This window comes from Amycolatopsis sp. NPDC005232, assembly GCF_040607795.1.
Classification (GTDB): domain Bacteria; phylum Actinomycetota; class Actinomycetes; order Mycobacteriales; family Pseudonocardiaceae; genus Amycolatopsis.
The window spans coordinates 696,748-716,305 of record NZ_JBEXHL010000001.1; the positions used below are offsets into that span (position 1 = coordinate 696,748).

Sequence of the window (19,558 nt, forward strand, 5' to 3'; positions counted from 1 at the left end):
TGGTCAGGCGCCCTCGGTCCAGAACTGGTTGACGCGCGCGATCGCATCCTCGCGGCTCATCGCGGCGACCTCGGTGTCGGGGATGCCGACCTGGTGGATCAGCGTGTGCACGACTTGTGCCGGCACGCCGGCCTCGGCCACCGCGTGGTGAATCGACGGCGCGCGTCAGCCGCGGCTCGCCTTGGGACCAGCATGCGGAGGTACCTCAAGTACATCAGGTACCTGGAGTACTGGTGACTTCGTCGCGGCAGGACTTCGGCCGCGTCTGCGGGTAGTTGTCCACACGCTTCCCCCAGTTGTGGACAGCCAGGCGTGCACAGTGCTCAGCCGGCGATCGAAGCCACGACAGCCTCGGTCAACCGCACCAGATCCCCAGGCGCCAGCTCCACCTCGAGCCCCCGCCGCCCGGCCGAGCAGTAGACCGTCGCGAACCCCGAAGCCGACTCGTCCACCACCACGGGCAGGCGGCTCCGGTGCCCCATGGGCGAAATCCCCCCGAGCACATACCCGGTTGCCCGCTGGGCAGCTGCCGGATCGGCCATCCGCGCCTTCTTGCCCCCGGCCGCGGCGGCCAGCGCCTTGAGGTCCAGAGACCCCGTGACCGGCACCACGCCCACCGTCAGCTTGCCGTCGACGTCCGCCACCAGTGTCTTGAAGACGCGCGCCGCCTCCAGGCCCAGGGCCTCGACCGCCTCCAGGCCGTACGACTCGGCCCGCGGGTCGTGGTCGTACGAGTGCAGTGTGTGCGCCACCTTGTGTTTCGTGAGCAGCGCCGTCGCCGGTGTTCCCTTGCCCGCCATGGGATCGGAGTCTACGAAGGCGTCGGGAATGGACGCCCGCCACGTTCTGTTGAAAGAAACGTGACCACGACGCTTACCACTGCCCGCCCTCGTAGGCGCAGCACCGAGCAGGGCCTTCCGAGCCCCCGCGTAAACTCGGCGTTGCCGTATGCGCAGAAGCGCATCGACGCCGAACGGGAAGGGAACGGTTTGCCGAGCACCCCGAACACCGCGCCGGAGACGGCGGCCGACGAGCTGGAGCTGGCGGAGCGCTTCGAACGCGACGCGATGCCCCTGCTCGATCAGCTGTACTCGGCCGCGATGCGGATGACGCGGAACCCCTCCGACGCCGAGGACCTGGTCCAGGAGACCTACCTCAAGGCATACGCGGCGTTCGCCTCCTTCAAGGCCGGCACGAACCTCAAGGCGTGGATGTACCGCATCCTCACCAACACCTACATCAACGGCTACCGCAAGCGTCAGCGGCAGCCGGTGCAGCAGCCCACCGAGGAGATCACCGACTGGCAGATCGCCAAGGCGGAGAGTCACACCTCCAGCGGGCTGCGCTCGGCCGAGGTCGAGGCGATGGACAACCTCCCCGACGCCGACGTGAAGCAGGCGCTGCAGAAGCTGCCCGAAGAGTTCCGGCTGGCCGTCTACCTGGCGGACGTCGAGGGCTTCGCGTACAAGGAGATCGCCGAGATCATGGACACGCCCATCGGCACCGTGATGTCCCGTCTGCACCGCGGTCGCGCCCAGCTGCGCGACCTGCTGGCCGACGTCGCGCGCGAGCGCGGCTTCATCCGCGGTGACCGCGAGGAGGTGGCGAAGCGATGAGCACGGGTGACGCGCCGGGGACCGAGGACAAGGTCCGCTGCGAAGAGGCGCTTTCGGAGATCTACCTGCTCCTCGACAAGGAGTGCAGCCCCCTGCGCGACGCCGAGCTGCGGCGCCACATCGAGGACTGCCCGCCGTGCCTCGAGGAGTACGGCATCGACGAGCAGATCAAGGAGCTGCTGCATCGCAAGTGCGGCGGTGACTTGGCGCCGGCGGAGCTGAAGAGCCGCCTGCGCGCCTCGATCCGCCAGACCGTGGCCACGCGCGGCGGCGTGACGGTCGAGCGCACCGAGATCACCGTCGAGCAGCGCACCGGCGAGTAACACCCGAGCTCACGCTCTTCCGGGATTTCCGACGACGACGGCCCCCGTACCAGTGGTGCGGGGGCCGTGTCGCGTCCGGACGCCGAATCAGGCGTTGGGCTTCTTGCCGTGGTTCGCGCCGTTCTTCTTGCGGTCGCGACGCTTACGGGCGCGCTTCGACATGCTTCACTCCTCGTATTCACGCGGGATGGCCCGGGTGCGGGGTGCCGGAGCACCTGCCGGGCTCGGGTCAACCGCTCCAGTGTGTCATGCGTGCCCCGGCTCACCTGCGGCGCCCGTGCTGATCGGCGTCCGCTCTGGTTTGATGGGCGGATGACCGGAGGAACCGCGCACCACGCACTCGTGGTCGTCGAGTAGCTCGTGTCCACCCTTTCCGACCTGCTCGCCGAGAACACCGGTCTCCCCGGTGAGGCGGCCGACCATCTGCAGACCGTCGTCGCGGAGTGGCAGCTGCTGGCCGATCTGTCGTTCGCCGATTTCCTGCTGTGGGTCCCCGTCGCGAAGGACCTGCAGCCCGAGGGCGGCGATTTCGTGTGCGTCGCGCACGCCAGGCCCACCACGGCGCCCACCGCGCACCCCGAGGACGTCGTGGGCACGCGGTTCACCGTCGCCGAGCACCCGGAGCTGGCGAAGGCCGTGCGCGAGCGGAAGATCGGCCGCGAGGAAGACCCGCACTGGTACCGCGACCTGCCGATGCGCCGCGAAGCCGTGCCGGTGAGCTTCGGCGGCGAGGTGATCGCCGTGCTCAGCCGCGAGACGAACCTGGCCGCGCCGCGCGTGCCGAGCCCGCTGGAGATCGCGTACCTGGGCAGCGCGGGCGACCTGTGCCAGATGATCGTCGACGGCACGTTCCCGCCCCCGGGCGGCAACCAGGCCGACACCCACACCAGCCCCCGCGTCGGCGACGGCCTCATCCGCCTCGACCCGAGCGGCACCGTCGTGTTCGCCAGCCCCAACGGCCTGTCCGCCTACCACCGCATGGGCCACGAGTCCGACCTGGTGGGGCAGCGGCTGGCGCCGTTGACGCGGTCGCTGATCCGCGACCCGTTCGACGCCACCGAGGTTTCGCACCGCATCATCGAGGCCCTCGACGGCAAGCCCTCCACCCGCACGGAGGCCGATTCCCGGCGCGGCGCCGTGGTGCTGTTCCGCGCGCTGCCGCTGCGCCCGTCGGGCCAGGCGGCCGGCGCGCTCGTGCTGGTCCGCGACGTCACCGAGGTCAAGCGCCGCGACCGCGCCCTGCTGTCCAAGGACGCGACGATCCGCGAGATCCATCACCGCGTGAAGAACAACCTGCAGACCGTCGCGGCGCTGCTGCGGCTGCAGTCGCGCCGCACCACGAGCGAAGAGGCCCGCCTCGCGCTCGGCGAGTCCGTGCGGCGCGTCTCGTCGATCGCGATGGTCCACGAGGCCCTGTCGATCTCCGTCGACGAGCGCGTGGACCTCGACAAGCTGCTCGACAACGTCCTGCCGATGGTCGGCGAGGTCGCCACCGCGGAGTCGCAGGTGGGGCTCACGCGCAAGGGCTCGTTCGGCATCGTCATCGCCGAGATCGCGACGCCGCTGGTCATGGTGCTCACGGAGCTCGTGCAGAACGCCATCGAGCACGCGTTCCCGCAGGGCCGCCCGGGCAAGGTCGAGATCATCGTCGAACGCTCGGCGCGCTGGCTCGACGTCCTCATCCGGGACAACGGCCGCGGCCTGCCTTCGGGCTTCTCGCTGGAACGCAGCGACGGCCTCGGCCTGCAGATCGTGCGCACGCTGGTGGAGTCGGAACTGCGCGGGTCCCTGTCGCTGCGCAAGGTGCGCACGGACTCCACCGGCGCGCGCGTGCCGGGCACCGAGGCCGCGCTGCGCATCCCCCTCTCCCGCCGGCTCTAACGCCAGTACTCGACGCGCTGCCCGTCGGTGTCGGCCACGAAGACGACCGCGTCGGCGCCGTCGATCTGGGCCGGGCTCAGCGGGAGATGGCCGGGCAGGATCGGCTCGCCTGTGCCGGTCGACGCGGGCAGCGCGCCGCGCAGGGCTTGCGCCGGGAACAACGTGCGACGGGTGGTGGCCGCGGCCAGCTCGCCCTGGAGCGTGCCGGGTTCCGCGTGGGGGTTGGCGTCGGTGGCGACGAAGACGTAGCGCTCGCCCAGCGTCAACGCGACGAGCGCGCCCGCGCTGCCCCACGTCGCCTCCTCCGGGCCCATCTGCAGGGTGGACGGCACACGCTGCAGGTGCACGTTGTGCGCGAACACCAGGCTGGGCCCGCGGTCGCGCTCCTGCGAGAGCATCGCGAGCAGGTTCGCGGCCATCATTTCGGCGCGCAGGCTGAGCAGGGTCCCGAACCGATCGGGCGCGGCGAAGGCCATCGCCGCGTGGTAGCGGAGCAGGCTCACGGCGGTGCGTGCGTACGCGGCGGTGAGCGCGTAGCCGGGGGGATCGGCGGGCTGGAGCACGGGCGCCGCGCGGTGGAGGGCGCTCGCGAGGTCGTCGGCGACGATGCGCAACGCGCGGGCGCGGTCGGAGCCGCCGATCGACGCGGCCGCGTCGTACATGGCCTGCGCGTTCGTCCAGTCGTCGTCTGCGCCGAGCAACGCGTCCAGGTCGTGGATCGAGGCCGGCCGCAACGCTGTGGGCAGGTAGTCGATCACGGCGGTCAGCGCGCGCCGCGGGCTCGGCGCGGAGGTGATCTCCGTCGGCGCGTCGAAGCCGTGGAACCGCACCTGATCCTCGGGCGCGCGCCCGGCGTTGTGCTCGCGCAGCCACTCGACGAGTTCTCGGTTGCCCGGCACACGACCGAACCAGTGGCTGAAGCCGGTTTTCAGCACCTCGTCGAGGTCACCGGCGCCGCCGGTCACGTAGTCGTTGACGATGGACGCGGCGAAAACGTCGGTCTCCAGCGAAATCGACCGATAGCCCCGCTCGACGAGGTGGGCGAGAAGTTCGTTGCGCAGCAAGGGAAACGCTCGGATCCCGTGTGTCGGCTCGCCGAGGGCGAGCAGCGCGGGCCTGGCCTCGGCGAGCAGGTCGTCGACGGCGTGGCCCAGGCTCGCCGCGTCGCCGATTTCGCGGCCGGCCCCGCGCAGGGTGGTGGCAGTGGACATGGAAAACCCCTTTCAGAGAAACCTGTCCTCGACCGTATCGTTGAAGAATTGAGTGAAACTTTCATGCGAACCACCTGCAGTCCAACACTGAAAGCCTCAAACGGAGGTTCACCCTGCGGCCCATCGACCTCGCGCGGGAGCACGGGTTGTCCGCCCAAGCCGTCCGCAACTACGACGACGCCGGCGTGCTCCCGCCGACCGAACGCAGCGACACCGGCTACCGCCGCTACACGCCGCTGCACGCGCAGGCCCTGCGCGCCTTCCTCGCGGTGCGCGCGGGCCACGGGCACCAGCCGGCAGTGGAGATCATGCGCTTGATCCACCGCGGTGACACCGAATCCGCCTACCGGCTCATCGACGCCGCGCACGTCGCTCTGCTCGCCGAACGCGACACCCGCACTGAAGTCGCGGCGGCCCTGGGCACCCTGTCCACGGCACCGGCACCGTTCCACGGGTCGCCGCTGACCGTCGGCGAGCTCGCGCGTCGGCTCGACGTGCACCCGGCGACGCTGCGGGCCTGGGAAACCGAGGGCATCCTGCGTCCTGAACGAGATCGGGCCACCGGTTACCGCGAATACGGCCCGGACTGCGTGCGCGACGCCGAGATCGCCCGGCAGCTGCGCCGTGGCGGTTACCTGCTGCGCCAGGTCGCGCAGTTCCTCGAGTCACTGCGCGAGGCGGGCGGGGCCGACGCGTTGAGCGCCTTCCTCGACGCCTGGCAGCATCGGCTCACCGCCCGCAGCCGCGCCCTGCTCGCCGGCGCCGCTCAGCTCGACGCCTACCTCACCTTGCGCGATTCGGTCACGCCTGGCTGAGCTCGACCACCGGGAACTCGACGCGTTCCGGAGCACGACCAGCCTGCAGCATCCACGCCTCTCCGGTGCCCTCACCCGAGGCGATCGTCGCGACCGCGGACGCGATTTCCGCCGGAGATGCCACGGCCAAGCCGTTCGCCACGAGCGTGTCCTTGAGCCCGCCGATCATTCGCGTCTCCACGAACCCCGGGCACACGGCGTTGAGCGTGATCCTCGAATCGGCACAGGCCGGGGCCAGTGACCGCACCAGGCCGATGATCGCGTGCTTGCTCGCCGAGTACACCGGGTCGAACGTGGCCGGCGAGATGCCGGCGAGGCTGGACGTCACCACGATCGCGCCACCGCCATGAGCGCGCAGCGCCGGGACGGCGGCGCGCAGGCCGAACATCGTGCCGTCGACGTTCACCGCCAACGTGCGGCGATATCGCTCCAGGTCGAAGTCGTCGAGGCCGCCCGCGCCGCCGGTGCCGGCGTTGAGGTGCACGACGTCGAGCCCGCCGTACTCGGCCACCGCCGCGGCCACGGCGGCTTCGTTGTCCTCGGGCCGCGTGACGTCGGTGCGCACGAACAGGCCCCCGACCTCGGCGGCGACCTCCGCGCCGGCAGCCTCGTCGATGTCGGCCACCACCACCCGCGCGCCCTCGGCCGCGAAGTGCCGCGCCACGGCGGCACCGATGCCGCTCGAACCTCCGGTGATCAGAACGACGGTCATGCAGGTGATTCCTCTCCGACTTCGGCCGCGATGGCGGCGATGACACTCTTGCGACGGGCGTAGACCCGCGTGGCGACCTCGAGCGCGAGGTACACGGCCACGTACTGCAGCCCGCTGATCAGCGGCACCCGGTCCACGGACAGCGTGTACGCCAGCACCACGCGCACCCCGGCGTCGAGCACGAGCACCACACCCCACATCGCGGTGGTCACGCGCAGCACGTGGCGGTAGGTGGGCGAGCCGAGCCAGTTGCGCTCCATGCGGTCGCGCGCCTCCTGGCCGAGGAACGACCGCAGCACCTGGTACAGGAACGGTGTCCGCAGCAGCGTCGCCAGCATCCAGAGCCCGGCGGCCGCGGTCATCCAGCCGTCCTTGGCCAGCAGGAACCGCGGGCTGCCGGACAGGAACGACGTCGCGACGCTCAGCACCAGGATGCTCAATGTGAACACCGCGAGCGTGTCCACGCGCCGCTTCGTGACCACCGTCTGCACGGCGCGCACGGCCGGTGGGACGACACCCGCCAGCAGCGCCAGCCACTGGTTGACGCCCAGCGCGCGCAGGCCGTAGAAGAGCGCGGCCGGGGCGACGAGGTTGATGGCGAGGTTGACGATCAGCTCCCGGCGCAGTTCCGGGGGAGTGGTGGGCTTTTCGGGAGGGGCGAGCGTGGTCGTCATCGGACCTCGATCCGCTGACGGTCGCGGTGGCGCCAGGTCTTGGCGAGCACGGCGACGGTGACGGCGGCCAGGACGACCAGCGCGAGCCAGCCGATCCAGCTGCCGGTCTCGGCGAAGCCGCTGCCGAGCGCGGGATCGAGCACGCGCGCCTCGAAGAACAGGTACGCGAGCGGTCCCGTCGCCGCGAGGATGAGCACAGTGCCGGCGACGGCCGTCGCGAGCGTCCAGCGGCCCAGCCGCAGGTTCGCCACCGCAAGTGCGAGCGAAAGCACCAGCACGACAACGAAGAACGGCACCCAGAACCCCCACAACGCGGGGTCGAGCACCGGCACCCGCGCGCCGGAAGCCGTTGTCACGAGCGTGGCCGAACGCTGCACGAACAGCGCCACCACCAGCAGGACCGCCAGCACGATGCCGCTGCCGACTTCGTTCCACGTCGTGGTCGCCGTGGCGTCGGAGAACGGGAGCCGGTCGGGTTTCCAGTCCTCGTCGGGTTCGCCGGGGCCGCGCTCGCTGCCGAAGCGCTCGACGAGTACATAAAGGACAGTGATCGCGACGAGCAGGTACATCGCGACGGTCAACGTGGCGCCCAGCGGCGAAAAGATCGCCGCCGCAACGTTTTCGCCGCGCACCCAGTGCCCGATCCCGTTCACGACGTAGGTGATGGGCAGGACGGTCGCGCTCAGCAGGCGTACCGCCCGGGCGTAGTCCGGGTAGGTGGCCGGTCCGATCAGCGCGGTCGCCTTGTCGGCGTACCGAGTCGCCAGCTGCGCCGGGTCGCCGAGCTCGGCCAGCGCCGCGTACTCGGCCTGGCCCGGGCTTTCCCCGAGCGAGACCCGTGCGTCGACGTCGTCGGCGATCGCGGCCCGCAGCTCGCGGTCGATCTCGCCGCGGTGCTTGCCCGAGACGTGCCGCACGGCGGCGGCCACATATCGGTCGGTGAGCGTGGTGCTCATGGTTGTTCCCCCAGTTCGGTGTCTTCTTCGGTTTTCGTCTCCGGGTCCGCTTCGGTGTCCAGCAGGCTCAGCGAGGTGTCGATGGCCCGCCACTCCTTCTGCAGCGCCCGCGCGAGCCGCAGCCCGTCGCGGCTGGTGCGGTAGAACTTCCGCGGCCGGGTGCCCGAGGTGTCCCACTCGCTGGTCAGCAGCCCCTGACCCTCCAGGCGGCGCAACAGCGGGTACAGCGTGTTGGCCGGCGCGGGCACCCCCGCGCGCTCCAGTGCGTCGAGCAGTCCGTAGCCGTACCCGGGCTTCTGCAGCGCCAGCAGGCTCGCCAGCACGACTGTCCCTCGCCACAGCTCCTGCCGATGCGCGTCCAGCAAGTCGGTGTCTTTCACGCTTGCCACGATAGTGTGTGAGACACAGTATCGTCAAATGGCAATGCTGTGCGAGGCGTCAGGGTGTGCGAGAGGGGGTGCCACGCAGGCTGGGGTCGCGTCGCGTTCAGGAGTCGTTCGGCAAACGTTCAACCGACGGGTAGTCGTTCATCGGGAACGCGGCCGGCGGAGGGAGCTCACGCCGGCGGCAAGACGCGTCAAACGCGAAAGATCTTCTACCCCAGGGCAATCGGCCGCGGAGGTCGGTCCACAACGGACGGCCGGCGGGCGACTGGGTCGGCGGCATGGAAGAGGGCGACGCCGAATTAACCCCGGACACGCCGAAGGGCCGGTACCGAACGAATCGGTACCGGCCCTCACGACGTTCCGCGGGAGGACTTGTTCAGTCCTGGTGAGGTGCAGTGCACCCGGGTGCGGGTGGTTTCACCTCGGTTGTTACGCTTAAACCGGATGGGTATCGCCCCAAGTCGCAGGCGGAGGGGACACAAGATGCCCCCTGCGACTTTTCCAGTTCAGGGTTGGTGCTTCTGAGCCTTCAAGGCTCAGGCGATGGTACGCGTGCCGATCTGCGTACGGCGGCGCTTGAGCGCGCGTCGCTCGTCCTCGCTCATGCCGCCCCACACGCCGGCGTCCTGGCCACTGGCAAGAGCCCAGGCCAAGCAGTCGGAAGCGACGGTGCAGCGGTGGCACACGGCCTTCGCCTCGGAGACCTGCAGCAGAGCCGGACCGCTGGTTCCCACCGGGAAGAACAGCTCGGGGTCCTCGTCTCGGCAGGACGCGTCGTGGCGCCAGTCCATGTTCGTGAGCTCCTTCATAGTGGCGCGGGAGGGCCGCGCCACAGTCGTCATGGCGGTCGTGTTTTTGGGTGCTTGTGAATGCTTTCACGAAGCACCGCGTTCGACAAGGGTTTCCCGAAGATCGGTGAGTCAGCTCACCCGGCCGAGCGACGCCTCTGACCTGCGGTTTCTGTCCGAAACAGACCGCCCGGCGGAAGCGCGATGCGGTGAGCGGAGGTTCTGGGTCGACGAGCGGCAAGATGCACTTTGCCGCAGGCGATCAGTGGTCGCACCGTCACACGATTACTGTGAGTGCATCCTGCACACTGTGGAATTCCACCCGCGTCCGCTGCCCGACGAGGTCCCCGTCGACCTGGAAGTTCACCGGTTCAGCTGCGTCGATGCGAATCATCGGCACGTCGTCGCGGCGCATCAGACGACGCCCGTGCTGGTCGCTCTTCGTGAGCAAAGCTTGGCGTACATGCGTGAACACGGTGGGCAACCGCAGACCGTTCAACGCGAACAGGCCCAATCCCGTCTCGAACGAGCAACCCGAGTTGAGGTGGACGGCGCGATCACCCAGGTAGGTCCACGGATCGGTGTTGGACACGAACGCGGTCACCACCTCGGCGGGTTCCTCGCCCGGGATCCGCACAGTGAGGGCGGGCCGGCCCATCGGCGGCCGGAAGTAAGAGCCCACTGAAGCGCGTAGATAGAGCGCGGCGCTCGTTTCCTTGCCCCGCCGTTTCGCGACGCGGCCCACAACGTCGGCGTCCCAGCCGAGCCCGGCGTTGAAGGTGAACCAGTGCCCGTCGGCGAGCCCGAGCCCGATGCGGCGGCGCCGGTCGTTCTCCAGCGCGTTCAGCAGCTGGTGCGTGGCTTCGACGGGATCGACGGGGAGGCCGAGGGCGCGCGCGAACACGTTGGCCGAGCCGCCGGGCACCACGCCGAGCATCGGGACGGACCCGAGCCGGCCCGGGTCGCCGGTGGAGTCCGCGAGGAGACCGTTGACGACCTCGTTGACCGTGCCGTCGCCGCCGTGGGCCACGACCAGGTCGAAACCGTCGCGGGCCGCCGAGCGCGCCACGGCCATCGCGTGGCCGCGGTAGTCCGTCTCGACGACGTCGAGCTTCACCTGGCTGGCCAGCGCGTGCGCCAGCACATCCCGGCCACCGGCAGTGGTCGAGGTGGCCTGGGGGTTCACGACGAGGATGGCGCGCACTTCCCCACCGTAGGTGACGTTCGCCCGGGCGGAGAACCTTCGACGGCACAAGGTGACGCGAAGCTCAACACGGGGAACGGTGCTCCAGATGCACCGAAGGAGTGCGCCAGTACTGCGTCCGGTGACCCTGTGGCGGGCGATCCTCCCTTGCGTACGGCGAACATCCGCTCGTCGTGACAAGTGCACCCGGGCCGACCGCCCGCTCATCGACGACAACCCCGATTTTCACGTGCCCGGCGCCCCGCGAAAACGGCCGACCGGGTGGCATACGATCGAAACCGCTCACCCACCGTGACCCGTGCAGGTCGGGTCGCTGTGCTCCCGCAAAGCAGCTTGGAAGGCCGCACCCGTGTCGCTCGACGAGAACCAGCCGCCCACCCCGTTCGAGGTCCGGCTGGCCGGGATCCTCACCGCGCTGCCCGGTCTCGGGCTCCTGGTGCTGGGCGTCGTGATCCTCGTGCGCGGCCTGCAGGAACCTTCGCAGCCGGGCAACAACATCTGGGCCGAGTTCGGCACCTACGCGGTGCTGGCGATCGCGTTCCTGGCCGCCTCGGCGGGGCTGGTCCTCGGCCGGCAGTGGGCGCGCTCGCCCGGTGTCGTGGTCGCGCTGCTGCTCATGGGCATCGGCTGGTACGTGCTCGGCCCGTCCGGCCAGCCGGCCTGGGGTGTGCCGATCGGCGTGTGCGGCCTCGCGGCGCTGGTGCTGCTCTTCCGCCGCCCGGCCCGCGCGTGGGCGCTCGGCCTGCGCGAAGGCGAGACAGAGGAAGAAGCAGCCGAACGCGGTGGCCTCGCCGGGCGCCGCGAGGAACGCGAGCGCCACGACGAGGATTGACGGTCAGCTTTCGGCGGCCAGCGCCTTCAGCGGCGCGTCCGTGAGCCGGTAGGTGGTCCACTCGTCCTGCGGCAGTGCGCCGAGTGCCCGGTAGAACCCGACGGCCGGGTTCCAGTTCAGCACCGCCCACTCCAGCCGCTCGTAACCCTGCTCGACACATTCTGCGGCCAGCGCCGCCAGCAGCGCCTTGCCGAGCCCTGAGCCGCGCAGCTCCTGGCGGACGTACAGGTCTTCCAGGTAGATGCCGTGCACGCCGCGCCAGGTGGAGAAGCTCAGGAACCACAGCGTGAACCCGGCGACGCGGCCGTCGACCTCCGCCACATGGCCGAACAACGCCGGCGCGGGACCGAACAACGCCTTGTGCAGCTGCGGCGCTTCCAGGTGGCACTCTTCGGGCATGCGCTCGAACTCGGCCAGCGCGTAGACCAGTTCGACGACGGCGTCGACGTCTTCGGGGCGGATCCGCCGCACTCTCGGGTCGGACACTCGGTCAGCCTTCCAGCGCGGGCAGCAGGTTGAGGTGTTCGACCTGCGGCTCGCCGCGTTCGTCGCCGAGCACCGCGATGCCGGCCGGGTCGAGTCCGAAGTGGACACCCGCCGTCGAGGACAGGCGCACCCAGCGCGCCACGAGCACGCGGCTGAAGTGCCCGTGGCCCACCAGGACCACGTCGCCGTTGTCGATCTCGCGGCGCGCCCGGTCGAGCACCTTGTCGGCGCGCGCGGCCACGTCGGCGGCGCTCTCACCGCCCGGGATCGCGTGCGTCCACACCGTCCAGCCCGGATCGGATTCGCGGATCTTCGGCGTGGTGAGGCCTTCGTAGTCGCCGTAATCCCATTCGGCGAGGTCTTCGGTGATCTCGTCCACGCGCAGGCCCGCGAGCTCGGCCGTGCGCTTCGCGCGTTCGCGCGGACTGGAGATCACGAGTTTGGGGCCGCCGAGCAGGGTGCGCAGGGTGCCGCCCGCCGCGCGTGCCTGGTCCTCACCCGCCGCCGTGAGCGGGATGTCGGTGCGCCCGGTGTGCCTGCCGTTGACGGACCACTCGGTCTGCCCGTGTCTGAGGAGGAAAAGCCGATGTGCCACGAGCCCGAATATAGCCCTGGCTCCGTTTGCGGGCAGGTCGTGCGCCATGCTTGTCTACTCGTGAGTAGGTAGCAGGAGAGGCGGCGATGGGCATGAATCCGACGTACGCGCTGTGGCGCCGGCTGGCCGGCAAACCGGGCGGTAAGCAGCTGTTTTCCGCGGCGATGTGCCTGCGCGTGCCCTATTTCGGGACCGTGCTGCCGTCGGTGCGGCAGCTGCGTCCGGGGCACTGTTCGGTCACCGCGCCGAAGTGGTGGGGTGTCCACAACCACATCCGGACCTTTCACGCGATCGCCGCGTGCAACCTCGCGGAGATCGCGATGGGCATGCTCGCGGAGGCGACCGTGCCGCCGTCGCACCGCTGGCTGCCCAAGGGGATGGACGTGCGGTACCTCGCCAAGGCGACCACGGGCCTGCACGCCGTCGCCGAACTGATGGAGCTGCCCGAGTTCGGCGACGAGGGGTTCGACCTCCCGGTGCCGGTGCGGATCCTCGACGCGCGCGGGACGACCGTCGTCACGGCGACCATCACCATCTGGGTCACGCGGAAAAACAGCGATCGGGGTCACTCGCGAATTGACCCGGCCGGGTGAAACTTAACACCGTTTACCTGGGGCAGCTCTGGCACGATCCTGGACCTGACGGCAAGGTTTTCTGCGAGATGCTGAACCCCGACCAGCGCTCGATGTGGTTCAAGAACCGCACACAGGCGCCGCTCGCGTCGTTCCTGTGGCTCGACATCGCCAACCACGACATCAAGCCGTACGCCGGGGTGCTCGACCGCGTGAACTACGGCGACATGTCCGTGTACTCGGCCGCGGCGTCGGCGGCGGCTCGCTGGTCAACGGCGCGATGGCCGTGACGCCGAAACGTTCGTACTTCGAGGAAATCCTGCCGCGGGTGGGCGCCGACGAGATGTACGGCAAGTACTTCCCGCGCGCGGGCCGGACTTGGCGTGAACTCCGTGGACGAGCAGTGGTTCGAGACCTGCCGCTCCTACCAATACGCGCGCGTTTCGCGGAAAGCCGCGCAGAAAGCCGGTTTCACGACGACTTTCGTGCCCAGCGTTTACGACTTCTGTTACTTGGAGCAGGAAGAGGCCGGCACCGTCGAACGCTCCGCGCTCGCGTCGGAAGTGATCTACGGCAACAACCACGGCAAGCGTTCGCTCGACAAGTCCTACCTCGCGGCCGCGCTGGGCACCGGGCACGTGACGATCCAGACGCTGCACGAGGTCCGCGAAATCATCCAGCAACCCGACGGCACGTACACGCTGGTGGTGCGCGAAATCGACCCGTACGGCGCGGTCGTGGCCACCAAACACGTGAGCACGAAGCACCTTTTCCTCGGCGCCGGCAGCGTCGGTTCCACCGAACTGTTGTTGCGGGCAAGGGAAACCGGCCGCCTGCCGGACTTGCCTGACGCCGTGGGCCAGGGCTGGGGCACCAACGGCAACGTGATGCTCGGGCGCGCCAATCACATCTGGGACACCACCGGCAGCTTGCAGTCCGGCATGCCCGCGCTCGGCATCGACAACTGGAACGACCCCGTGCACCCGGTCTTCGCGGAGATCGCGCCCGTACCGGCCGGGCTCGAGACGTGGGTGAGCCTGTACCTGGCGATCACGAAGAACCCGGAACGTGGGTACTTCACCTACGATGTGGCTTCGGATTCGGCGAAACTGCAGTGGACCGCCGCGCAAGGCCAGCCGTCGATCGACGCGGCGAAGGCGATGTTCGACAAGATCAACGCGGCCAACGTCACCATCTACCGCTACGACCTCTTCGGCGACACCCGCCCGTTCGAGAACCGGTTCACCTATCACCCCCTCGGCGGCCTCGTCCTCGGCGACGCGACGGACGACTACGGGCGCGTGAAGGGCTATCGCAGCCTCTACGTGACGGACGGCTCGCTCATCCCGGGCAGCACGGGCGTGAACCCGTTCGTCACGATCACGGCCCTGGCCGAGCGCAACGTCGAACGGGTGCTGGCGGAGGACGTGGTCTGAGCTCTCACGTCCCGAGTTCGGCCAGCGCGGACACGAACCCACCGGTCCGCTCGCCGAGCCCGCCGAAGAACCGCGCGTCGGCGTCTTCGACGTCGTGCAACGCTTTCGCGACGAGCGCCGAGCCGGCTTCGGTGAGCTGCACCCGCTTCGCGCGCGCGTCGGCCGGATCGTCGGCGCGCGTGAGCAGGCCGCGGTCCGCGAGCTTGCGCACGACCTGGCTGGTCATCATCGTGTCCGTGCCGGCCTGCTCGGCGAGCTGCCGCTGCGTGGGCGGCTCGCCGGAGCGCGTGAGCCACCACGTGGTGGTGAGCAGCACGAACTGGACGTGCGTGAGGTCGTGCGGCGCCAGCGCGGCACGCATCACGCGTTGCCAGGCCAGCGTGACGCGCCACAGCAGGAAGCCGGGGCTCTCGTCGGGACCGGGCAGGCGGGACTCCGGAGCGGTCATGCCCGCAAGGATGCCTCGGCCAGCCGCGCCAGTGCGCGCACGGCGTCCGGGGTGTCCTCGGTGACGGCCGGGCCCAGCTCCGGTGGTCCGTCCACCGTCACGCGGTAGACGATGCGCGTGCCGTCTTCGGCGTCCTCCAGCCAGTGCTCGAAGACGAGTGTGGCGTCGGGCAGCCGGGTCTCGTCGGTGAACCCGCGGCCGTCGTCGACGGCGGTGAGCGTGAACGAGATCGGCGGCAGGTCCGGCATCGTCATGGTGCCGCTGGTGCCCGTCTCGAACGGGCCGTCCAGCACGACTTCCCGCAGGCCCGCGTCCCATTCGGGCCAGCGCGCCGTGTCCGTCCACAGTGGCCAGACGGCGGACGCGGGCGCGGTGGTGGTCTCGGTGTGCTCGTACTCGTACAGTGGCATGCGGGCATACTATATGCGCGCATATTAAAAGCACAACAGCGAGAACCGGCCGCGGGTCGGCCGGAACTCAGTGGTGAGCCGAGCGCAGCTTCTCGTAGTAGGCCGTGCAATCCGCGTATGACGGCAGCAGCCCCTGTGCCTCGGCCTCCGCCAGCGTCGGGGCGGAACGGTCCTTTTCGGACACGATCGGCGTCAGATCGGCGGGCCACGGCAGGTCGAGCGCGGGGTCGAGCGGGCTGATGCCGTGCTCGCCCGACGGGTTGTACGGCTCCGAGCACAGGTACGCCATCGCCGTGTTGTCCTCGAGCGCCACGAACGCGTGGCCTAGGCCCTCGGCGACGTACACGGCGCGGAAGTCCTTGGCGTCGAGCAGGACGGAGTCCCACTGGCCGAAGGTGGGGGAGCCGGTGCGTACGTCGACGATCACGTCGAGCAGGGAGCCGGCGGGGCAGTAGACGTATTTCGCCTGGCCCGGCGGTACGTCGGCGAAGTGCACGCCGCGGATGGTGCCGCGGCGGGAGACGCTGTGGTTGGTCTGGCCCATGCGCATCGGGTGCCCGGTGGCGCTCAGCAGCGCCTCTTCCTGGAACGGCGCCACGAAGAGTCCGCGCTCGTCGGGGAACGCGCGGGGGGTGAACTCGTAGGCGTCGGCGACCTTCAGCGGGCGGAATTGCATGCGCTCACCTTATCGAGTGCCGCGCGGCGCGAAATGCGGGTGGCCGCGGTCCGCCGTGGTCACTGAATCGGTTCGGAACCATTCTACAAAACCGGACGGACGTCTTGGGAATAGGGGATTTTCGGTGGTTTTCCTCGAGAAGTCGGCGGAATCTGTGACATGAGCCGCACCGAGGGTTCGCCTCCGGAGGAGCTGCTGTCATGATTGGGAGACCGCAGCGTCCGCGGCCATCAGCCACACCCCACGGATCGGATGGCCGCTGTGACGCCTCGCAGACAGGCCGGCGCTACCGCGCTGGGCTGCCGTCCGGAGGACAAGTTCCAAGGGTGCGCGGGTGCGCCTTCGCCCGCTGCCAGTGGTCCCCCGCTCGCAGTCCCAGGAGTGATTCAGTGACGCAGATCCACCCCGCGAGTTCCGCGATCGCCGAGGGGCGAACGCCGGAAACGACGACAGGAACCCCGATGACCGACCAGGCCAGCACGGCCGCCACCGCCGCGCCGGTGACGGACGCCGAGATCTTCGCCGGGCACGAGGGCGGCAAGCTCTCCGTGGCGGCCACCCGGCCCATCTCCGACCCGCGCGACCTCTCGATCGCCTACACGCCCGGCGTGGCGAAGGTGAGCCGCGCGATCGCCGAGGACGCCGCCCAGGCGAAGCGGTACACCTGGGCCGACCGTCTCGTGGTGGTCGTCAGCGACGGCACGGCGGTGCTCGGCCTCGGCGACATCGGCGCGAGCGCGTCGCTGCCCGTCATGGAGGGCAAGTCGGTGCTGTTCAAGACGTTCGGCGGCCTCGACTCGATCCCGCTGGTGCTCGACACCACCGATGTCGACGAGATCGTGGAGACGCTGGTGCGCCTTCGCCCGTCGTTCGGCGCGGTGAACCTGGAGGACGTCTCGGCGCCGCGGTGCTTCGAGCTGGAGGACAAGCTCAAGGCCGCGCTCGATTGCCCGGTCATGCACGACGACCAGCACGGCACCGCGATCGTCACGCTCGCGGCGCTGCGCGGGGCGAACCTGGTGCTGGACCGCGCGATCGCCGACCAGCGCGTGGTCATCTCGGGTGCGGGCGCGGCGGGTGTGGCCTGCGCGAAGATCCTGCAGGAGGCCGGTGTCGGCGACGTCACGGTGCTCGACTCGCGCGGCATCATCCACTCGGGACGCGAAGGTCTGAACCCGATCAAGCAGCAGCTGGCCACGACGACCAACTCCTCCGGTCTCACCGGCGGTCTCGAAGCCGCGCTGAAGGGCGCCGACGTGTTCCTCGGCCTGTCCAGCGCGACGATCGACCCCGAGCTGCTCGGCTCGATGGCCGACGACCCGATCGTGTTCGCACTGTCCAATCCGGACCCGGAGGTGCACCCGGCCGACGCGGCGCGCTACGCCGCGATCGTCGCCACCGGGCGCAGTGACTTCCCGAACCAGATCAACAACGTCCTGGCGTTCCCCGGCGTCTTCCGCGGCGCCCTCGACGCCGGTGCGCGCGCGATCACCGAGAACATGAAGCTGGCCGCGGCCGACGCCATCGTCTCCGTCGCGACCGACGACCTCGGCCCCGACCGCATCGTGCCGAGCCCGCTCGACCCGCGCGTCGCCCCTGAGGTCGCGGCGGCCGTCGCCAAGGCCGCGGTTGCCGACGGTGTGACCGGCTGAGTTCTTCCTGCCGAAAAGGGGCTCCTCTATGGTGAGGAGCCTCTTTTTTGGACTCGCCGGTCCAATTTTTCCGGGCCATGCTGAGGTGATGAAGATCGAACTCGGTCAGTACGGCATCTTCCAGATCGGCGCCCTGACCACTCCCGACATGGCCAAGGAGATCGAGGCGCTCGGCTTCACCACGCTGTGGGTGGCGGCCATGCCGGTCGACCTGGCGGGCATCGACGAGCTGCTTGAGGCGACGTCGACGCTCGTCGTCGCCACGGACATCCTCAACATCTGGTACGGCGACCCGGCCATCGCCGCTGCCGCGTACCACCGGATCAGCACGCGGTTCCCGGGCCGGTTCTGGCTCGGGCTCGGTGTGGGGCACCGCGAGCAGACGCAGCAGTTCGCCAAGCCGCTGGCGGCGACCAAGGCGTACCTCGACGGCCTCGACGCCGCGGGCGTGCCCGTGGAAGGTCGTGGTCTCGCGGCGCTGGGTCCGAAGATGCTGGAGCTCGCGGCTTCGCGCACGGGCGGCGCTGTGCCGTACCTCGTGACGCCCGAGCACACGCGGCTCGCCCGTGAGGCCCTCGGTCCCTCGCTCCTGCTGGCGCCCGAGCAGAAGGTGCTGCTGGACCCGGACCCGGCGCGGGCGCGCGAGACGGCCCGGCCGCGGGTCACGGCGGCGTACCTCAAGCTGGCCAACTACACCAACAGCCTGCGCCGCCTGGGCTTCACCGACGAGGACCTCTCCGGGGACGGCAGCGACCGGCTGCTCGACTCCCTCGTGGCGCACGGCGACGCGGCCACCATCTCGGCCCGCCTCGGCGAGCACCTGGCGGCAGGCGCGAACCACGTCGCGATCCAGGTGATCACCGGCGCGACCGTCGAGCATCCCGACTTCCCCGGGATCGAGCTGCCGAGCTACGACGACGAGATCCTGGCCGTCTACCGGGCGCTGGCGGCCGAGCTCTTTTGACCTTCTGGACTTGCCGGTCCATTTTTCTGTCGCCACGCTGTGGGCATGACGATCGACCTCGGCGCCTACGGCGTCTGGCAACCGGCCGCTCTGACCACCCCGGCGATGGCGAAGGAGATCGAGCAGCTCGGCTTCTCCACGTTGTGGGCCGCCGGCCCACCAACCGACCTCGCGGGCCTCGACGAACTCCTCGAAGCCACCTCGACGCTCGTGGTCGGCACGAGCATCCTCAACATCTGGCACGGTGACCCCGCCGTTGCCGCGAAGGCGTACCACCGGCTCGTTTCGCGGTTCCCCGGCCGGTTCTGGCTCGGCATCGGCGCGGGGCACCCGGAGCAGACGCGGGAGTTCACCAAGCCGCTCGCCGCGATGAAGAGCTACCTCGACGGCCTCGATGAGGGCGGCGTTCCGGTGGAGGGCCGCGCGATCGCCGCGCTGGGGCCGAAGATGCTGGAGCTCACGGCTTCGCGCGCGGGCGGGTCGGTGCCCTACCTCGTGCCGCCGTCGCACACGCGGCTTTCGCGTGCGGCGCTCGGCCCTTCCGCGCTGCTGGCGCCCGAGCAGAAGGTGGTGCTCGACACGGACCCGGCTCGCGCCCGTGACACGGCGCGGCCGCGCATCAAGCACCCGTACCTGGGCCTGACCAACTACACCACCAACCTGCGTCGATTGGGCTTCACCGACGAAGACCTGACAGGCGACGGCAGCGACCGCCTCGTCGACGCCGTCGTCGCCCACGGCGACGCGGCCGCGATCGCCGGGCAGCTCGGCGAACACCACAATCAGGGCGCGAACCACGTCGCCATCCAGGTGATCACCACCCGCCACGCCACCCACCCGGCCATTCCGGACGTCGAACTGCAGGTCTACGACGACGAGGTCTTCAGTGTCTACAAGGCACTGGCCGCGGAGCTGTTCTGA

The 19,558-nt window shown here is 69.8% G+C and carries 23 protein-coding genes and 1 pseudogene; 10 read left to right on the plus strand and 14 right to left on the minus strand.

Going from position 1 to position 19,558, the window contains the following annotated elements:
• Window positions 1-3: 3 nt before the first annotated feature.
• The gene (locus tag ABZU76_RS03405; protein ID WP_354864579.1) at window positions 4-141 is read right to left on the minus strand and encodes a hypothetical protein; all 138 of its coding nucleotides are present in this window, start codon (window positions 139-141) and stop codon (window positions 4-6) included.
• A gap of 182 nt (window positions 142-323) precedes the next feature.
• The gene (gene ybaK / locus ABZU76_RS03410; protein ID WP_354864581.1) at window positions 324-800 is read right to left on the minus strand and encodes a Cys-tRNA(Pro) deacylase; all 477 of its coding nucleotides are present in this window, start codon (window positions 798-800) and stop codon (window positions 324-326) included.
• A 189-nt stretch (window positions 801-989) separates the two neighbouring features.
• Between ybaK and ABZU76_RS03415 the strand changes: the two genes are divergently transcribed.
• The 3 genes from ABZU76_RS03415 to ABZU76_RS03425 all read left to right on the plus strand — a co-directional run bounded on the left by ABZU76_RS03415 (window position 990) and on the right by ABZU76_RS03425 (window position 3,820).
• Window positions 990-1,616: a sigma-70 family RNA polymerase sigma factor gene (locus ABZU76_RS03415; RefSeq protein ID WP_220244018.1), complete on the plus strand. Its 627-nt coding sequence runs from the start codon at window positions 990-992 to the stop codon at window positions 1,614-1,616.
• Complete coding sequence (gene rsrA, locus ABZU76_RS03420) at window positions 1,613-1,939, plus strand: mycothiol system anti-sigma-R factor (RefSeq protein ID WP_220244017.1); 327 nt, start codon at window positions 1,613-1,615, stop codon at window positions 1,937-1,939. Before ABZU76_RS03415 ends, rsrA begins: the two co-directional genes overlap by 4 nt.
• 360 nt (window positions 1,940-2,299) lie before the next feature.
• A complete protein-coding gene (locus ABZU76_RS03425; RefSeq protein ID WP_354864583.1) occupies window positions 2,300-3,820 on the plus strand; it encodes a histidine kinase N-terminal domain-containing protein in 1,521 nt (506 codons plus the stop codon).
• Here ABZU76_RS03425 and ABZU76_RS03430 read toward each other — a convergent pair.
• Window positions 3,817-5,031 (minus strand): erythromycin esterase family protein, encoded by a 1,215-nt coding sequence (locus ABZU76_RS03430; RefSeq protein ID WP_354864585.1) that lies wholly within the window; start codon window positions 5,029-5,031, stop codon window positions 3,817-3,819. The two genes, ABZU76_RS03425 and ABZU76_RS03430, sit on opposite strands and share 4 nt — an antisense overlap.
• 113 nt (window positions 5,032-5,144) lie before the next feature.
• Between ABZU76_RS03430 and ABZU76_RS03435 the strand changes: the two genes are divergently transcribed.
• Window positions 5,145-5,846, plus strand: a complete 702-nt coding sequence (locus ABZU76_RS03435; protein WP_354864771.1) for a MerR family transcriptional regulator — start codon at window positions 5,145-5,147, stop codon at window positions 5,844-5,846.
• On the opposite strand, the gene ABZU76_RS03440 is transcribed toward ABZU76_RS03435, so the two are convergent.
• The 6 genes from ABZU76_RS03440 to ABZU76_RS03465 form a co-directional block, all read right to left on the minus strand.
• Window positions 5,833-6,558: an SDR family oxidoreductase gene (locus tag ABZU76_RS03440; protein WP_354864587.1), complete on the minus strand. Its 726-nt coding sequence runs from the start codon at window positions 6,556-6,558 to the stop codon at window positions 5,833-5,835. The genes ABZU76_RS03435 and ABZU76_RS03440 overlap by 14 nt on opposite strands.
• A complete protein-coding gene (locus ABZU76_RS03445; RefSeq protein WP_220244013.1) occupies window positions 6,555-7,232 on the minus strand; it encodes a VC0807 family protein in 678 nt (225 codons plus the stop codon). Before ABZU76_RS03445 ends, ABZU76_RS03440 begins: the two co-directional genes overlap by 4 nt.
• Window positions 7,229-8,188, minus strand: a complete 960-nt coding sequence (locus ABZU76_RS03450) for a permease prefix domain 1-containing protein (protein WP_354864589.1) — start codon at window positions 8,186-8,188, stop codon at window positions 7,229-7,231. The genes ABZU76_RS03445 and ABZU76_RS03450 overlap by 4 nt, the downstream gene beginning before the upstream one ends.
• Window positions 8,185-8,568 carry a PadR family transcriptional regulator gene (locus ABZU76_RS03455; protein ID WP_354864591.1) on the minus strand — a complete coding sequence of 128 codons (384 nt, stop codon included), beginning with the start codon at window positions 8,566-8,568 and terminating at the stop codon, window positions 8,185-8,187. Before ABZU76_RS03455 ends, ABZU76_RS03450 begins: the two co-directional genes overlap by 4 nt.
• A gap of 542 nt (window positions 8,569-9,110) precedes the next feature.
• Window positions 9,111-9,365 carry a WhiB family transcriptional regulator gene (locus tag ABZU76_RS03460; RefSeq protein ID WP_220247091.1) on the minus strand — a complete coding sequence of 85 codons (255 nt, stop codon included), beginning with the start codon at window positions 9,363-9,365 and terminating at the stop codon, window positions 9,111-9,113.
• A gap of 274 nt (window positions 9,366-9,639) precedes the next feature.
• Window positions 9,640-10,566 carry a diacylglycerol kinase family protein gene (locus tag ABZU76_RS03465; protein WP_354864593.1) on the minus strand — a complete coding sequence of 309 codons (927 nt, stop codon included), beginning with the start codon at window positions 10,564-10,566 and terminating at the stop codon, window positions 9,640-9,642.
• A gap of 349 nt (window positions 10,567-10,915) precedes the next feature.
• Here ABZU76_RS03465 and ABZU76_RS03470 point away from each other — a divergent pair, with 349 nt between their 5' ends.
• The gene (locus tag ABZU76_RS03470) at window positions 10,916-11,398 is read left to right on the plus strand and encodes a hypothetical protein (RefSeq protein WP_220244009.1); all 483 of its coding nucleotides are present in this window, start codon (window positions 10,916-10,918) and stop codon (window positions 11,396-11,398) included.
• A gap of 3 nt (window positions 11,399-11,401) precedes the next feature.
• On the opposite strand, the gene ABZU76_RS03475 is transcribed toward ABZU76_RS03470, so the two are convergent.
• Both ABZU76_RS03475 and ABZU76_RS03480 read right to left on the minus strand, forming a co-directional pair.
• On the minus strand, window positions 11,402-11,884 hold the full coding sequence (locus ABZU76_RS03475) for a GNAT family N-acetyltransferase (RefSeq protein ID WP_354864596.1): 483 nt from the start codon (window positions 11,882-11,884) through the stop codon (window positions 11,402-11,404).
• A gap of 4 nt (window positions 11,885-11,888) precedes the next feature.
• Window positions 11,889-12,479, minus strand: coding sequence for an acid phosphatase (locus tag ABZU76_RS03480; protein ID WP_354864598.1), 591 nt, complete (start codon window positions 12,477-12,479; stop codon window positions 11,889-11,891).
• Between the two features lie 86 nt (window positions 12,480-12,565).
• Between ABZU76_RS03480 and ABZU76_RS03485 the strand changes: the two genes are divergently transcribed.
• Window positions 12,566-13,072, plus strand: coding sequence for a hotdog fold domain-containing protein (locus ABZU76_RS03485; protein WP_354864600.1), 507 nt, complete (start codon window positions 12,566-12,568; stop codon window positions 13,070-13,072).
• A gap of 11 nt (window positions 13,073-13,083) precedes the next feature.
• A pseudogene (locus tag ABZU76_RS03490) lies at window positions 13,084-14,487 on the plus strand (GMC oxidoreductase); the annotation flags it as partial.
• A 4-nt stretch (window positions 14,488-14,491) separates the two neighbouring features.
• Here ABZU76_RS03490 and ABZU76_RS03495 read toward each other — a convergent pair.
• The 3 genes from ABZU76_RS03495 to rfbC all read right to left on the minus strand — a co-directional run bounded on the left by ABZU76_RS03495 (window position 14,492) and on the right by rfbC (window position 16,021).
• Window positions 14,492-14,935: a MarR family winged helix-turn-helix transcriptional regulator gene (locus tag ABZU76_RS03495; protein WP_220244006.1), complete on the minus strand. Its 444-nt coding sequence runs from the start codon at window positions 14,933-14,935 to the stop codon at window positions 14,492-14,494.
• Window positions 14,932-15,345, minus strand: coding sequence for an SRPBCC family protein (locus ABZU76_RS03500; protein WP_354864602.1), 414 nt, complete (start codon window positions 15,343-15,345; stop codon window positions 14,932-14,934). Before ABZU76_RS03500 ends, ABZU76_RS03495 begins: the two co-directional genes overlap by 4 nt.
• A gap of 67 nt (window positions 15,346-15,412) precedes the next feature.
• The gene (gene rfbC / locus ABZU76_RS03505; RefSeq protein ID WP_354864604.1) at window positions 15,413-16,021 is read right to left on the minus strand and encodes a dTDP-4-dehydrorhamnose 3,5-epimerase; all 609 of its coding nucleotides are present in this window, start codon (window positions 16,019-16,021) and stop codon (window positions 15,413-15,415) included.
• A gap of 461 nt (window positions 16,022-16,482) precedes the next feature.
• On the opposite strand from rfbC, the gene ABZU76_RS03510 reads away from it, so the two are divergent.
• The 3 genes from ABZU76_RS03510 (at window position 16,483) to ABZU76_RS03520 (ending at window position 19,558) form a co-directional block, all read left to right on the plus strand.
• On the plus strand, window positions 16,483-17,673 hold the full coding sequence (locus tag ABZU76_RS03510; protein ID WP_354864606.1) for an NADP-dependent malic enzyme: 1,191 nt from the start codon (window positions 16,483-16,485) through the stop codon (window positions 17,671-17,673).
• Window positions 17,674-17,761: 88 nt separating this feature from the next.
• On the plus strand, window positions 17,762-18,637 hold the full coding sequence (locus tag ABZU76_RS03515; protein ID WP_354864608.1) for an LLM class F420-dependent oxidoreductase: 876 nt from the start codon (window positions 17,762-17,764) through the stop codon (window positions 18,635-18,637).
• Window positions 18,638-18,682: 45 nt separating this feature from the next.
• Window positions 18,683-19,558, plus strand: coding sequence for an LLM class F420-dependent oxidoreductase (locus tag ABZU76_RS03520; RefSeq protein WP_354864610.1), 876 nt, complete (start codon window positions 18,683-18,685; stop codon window positions 19,556-19,558).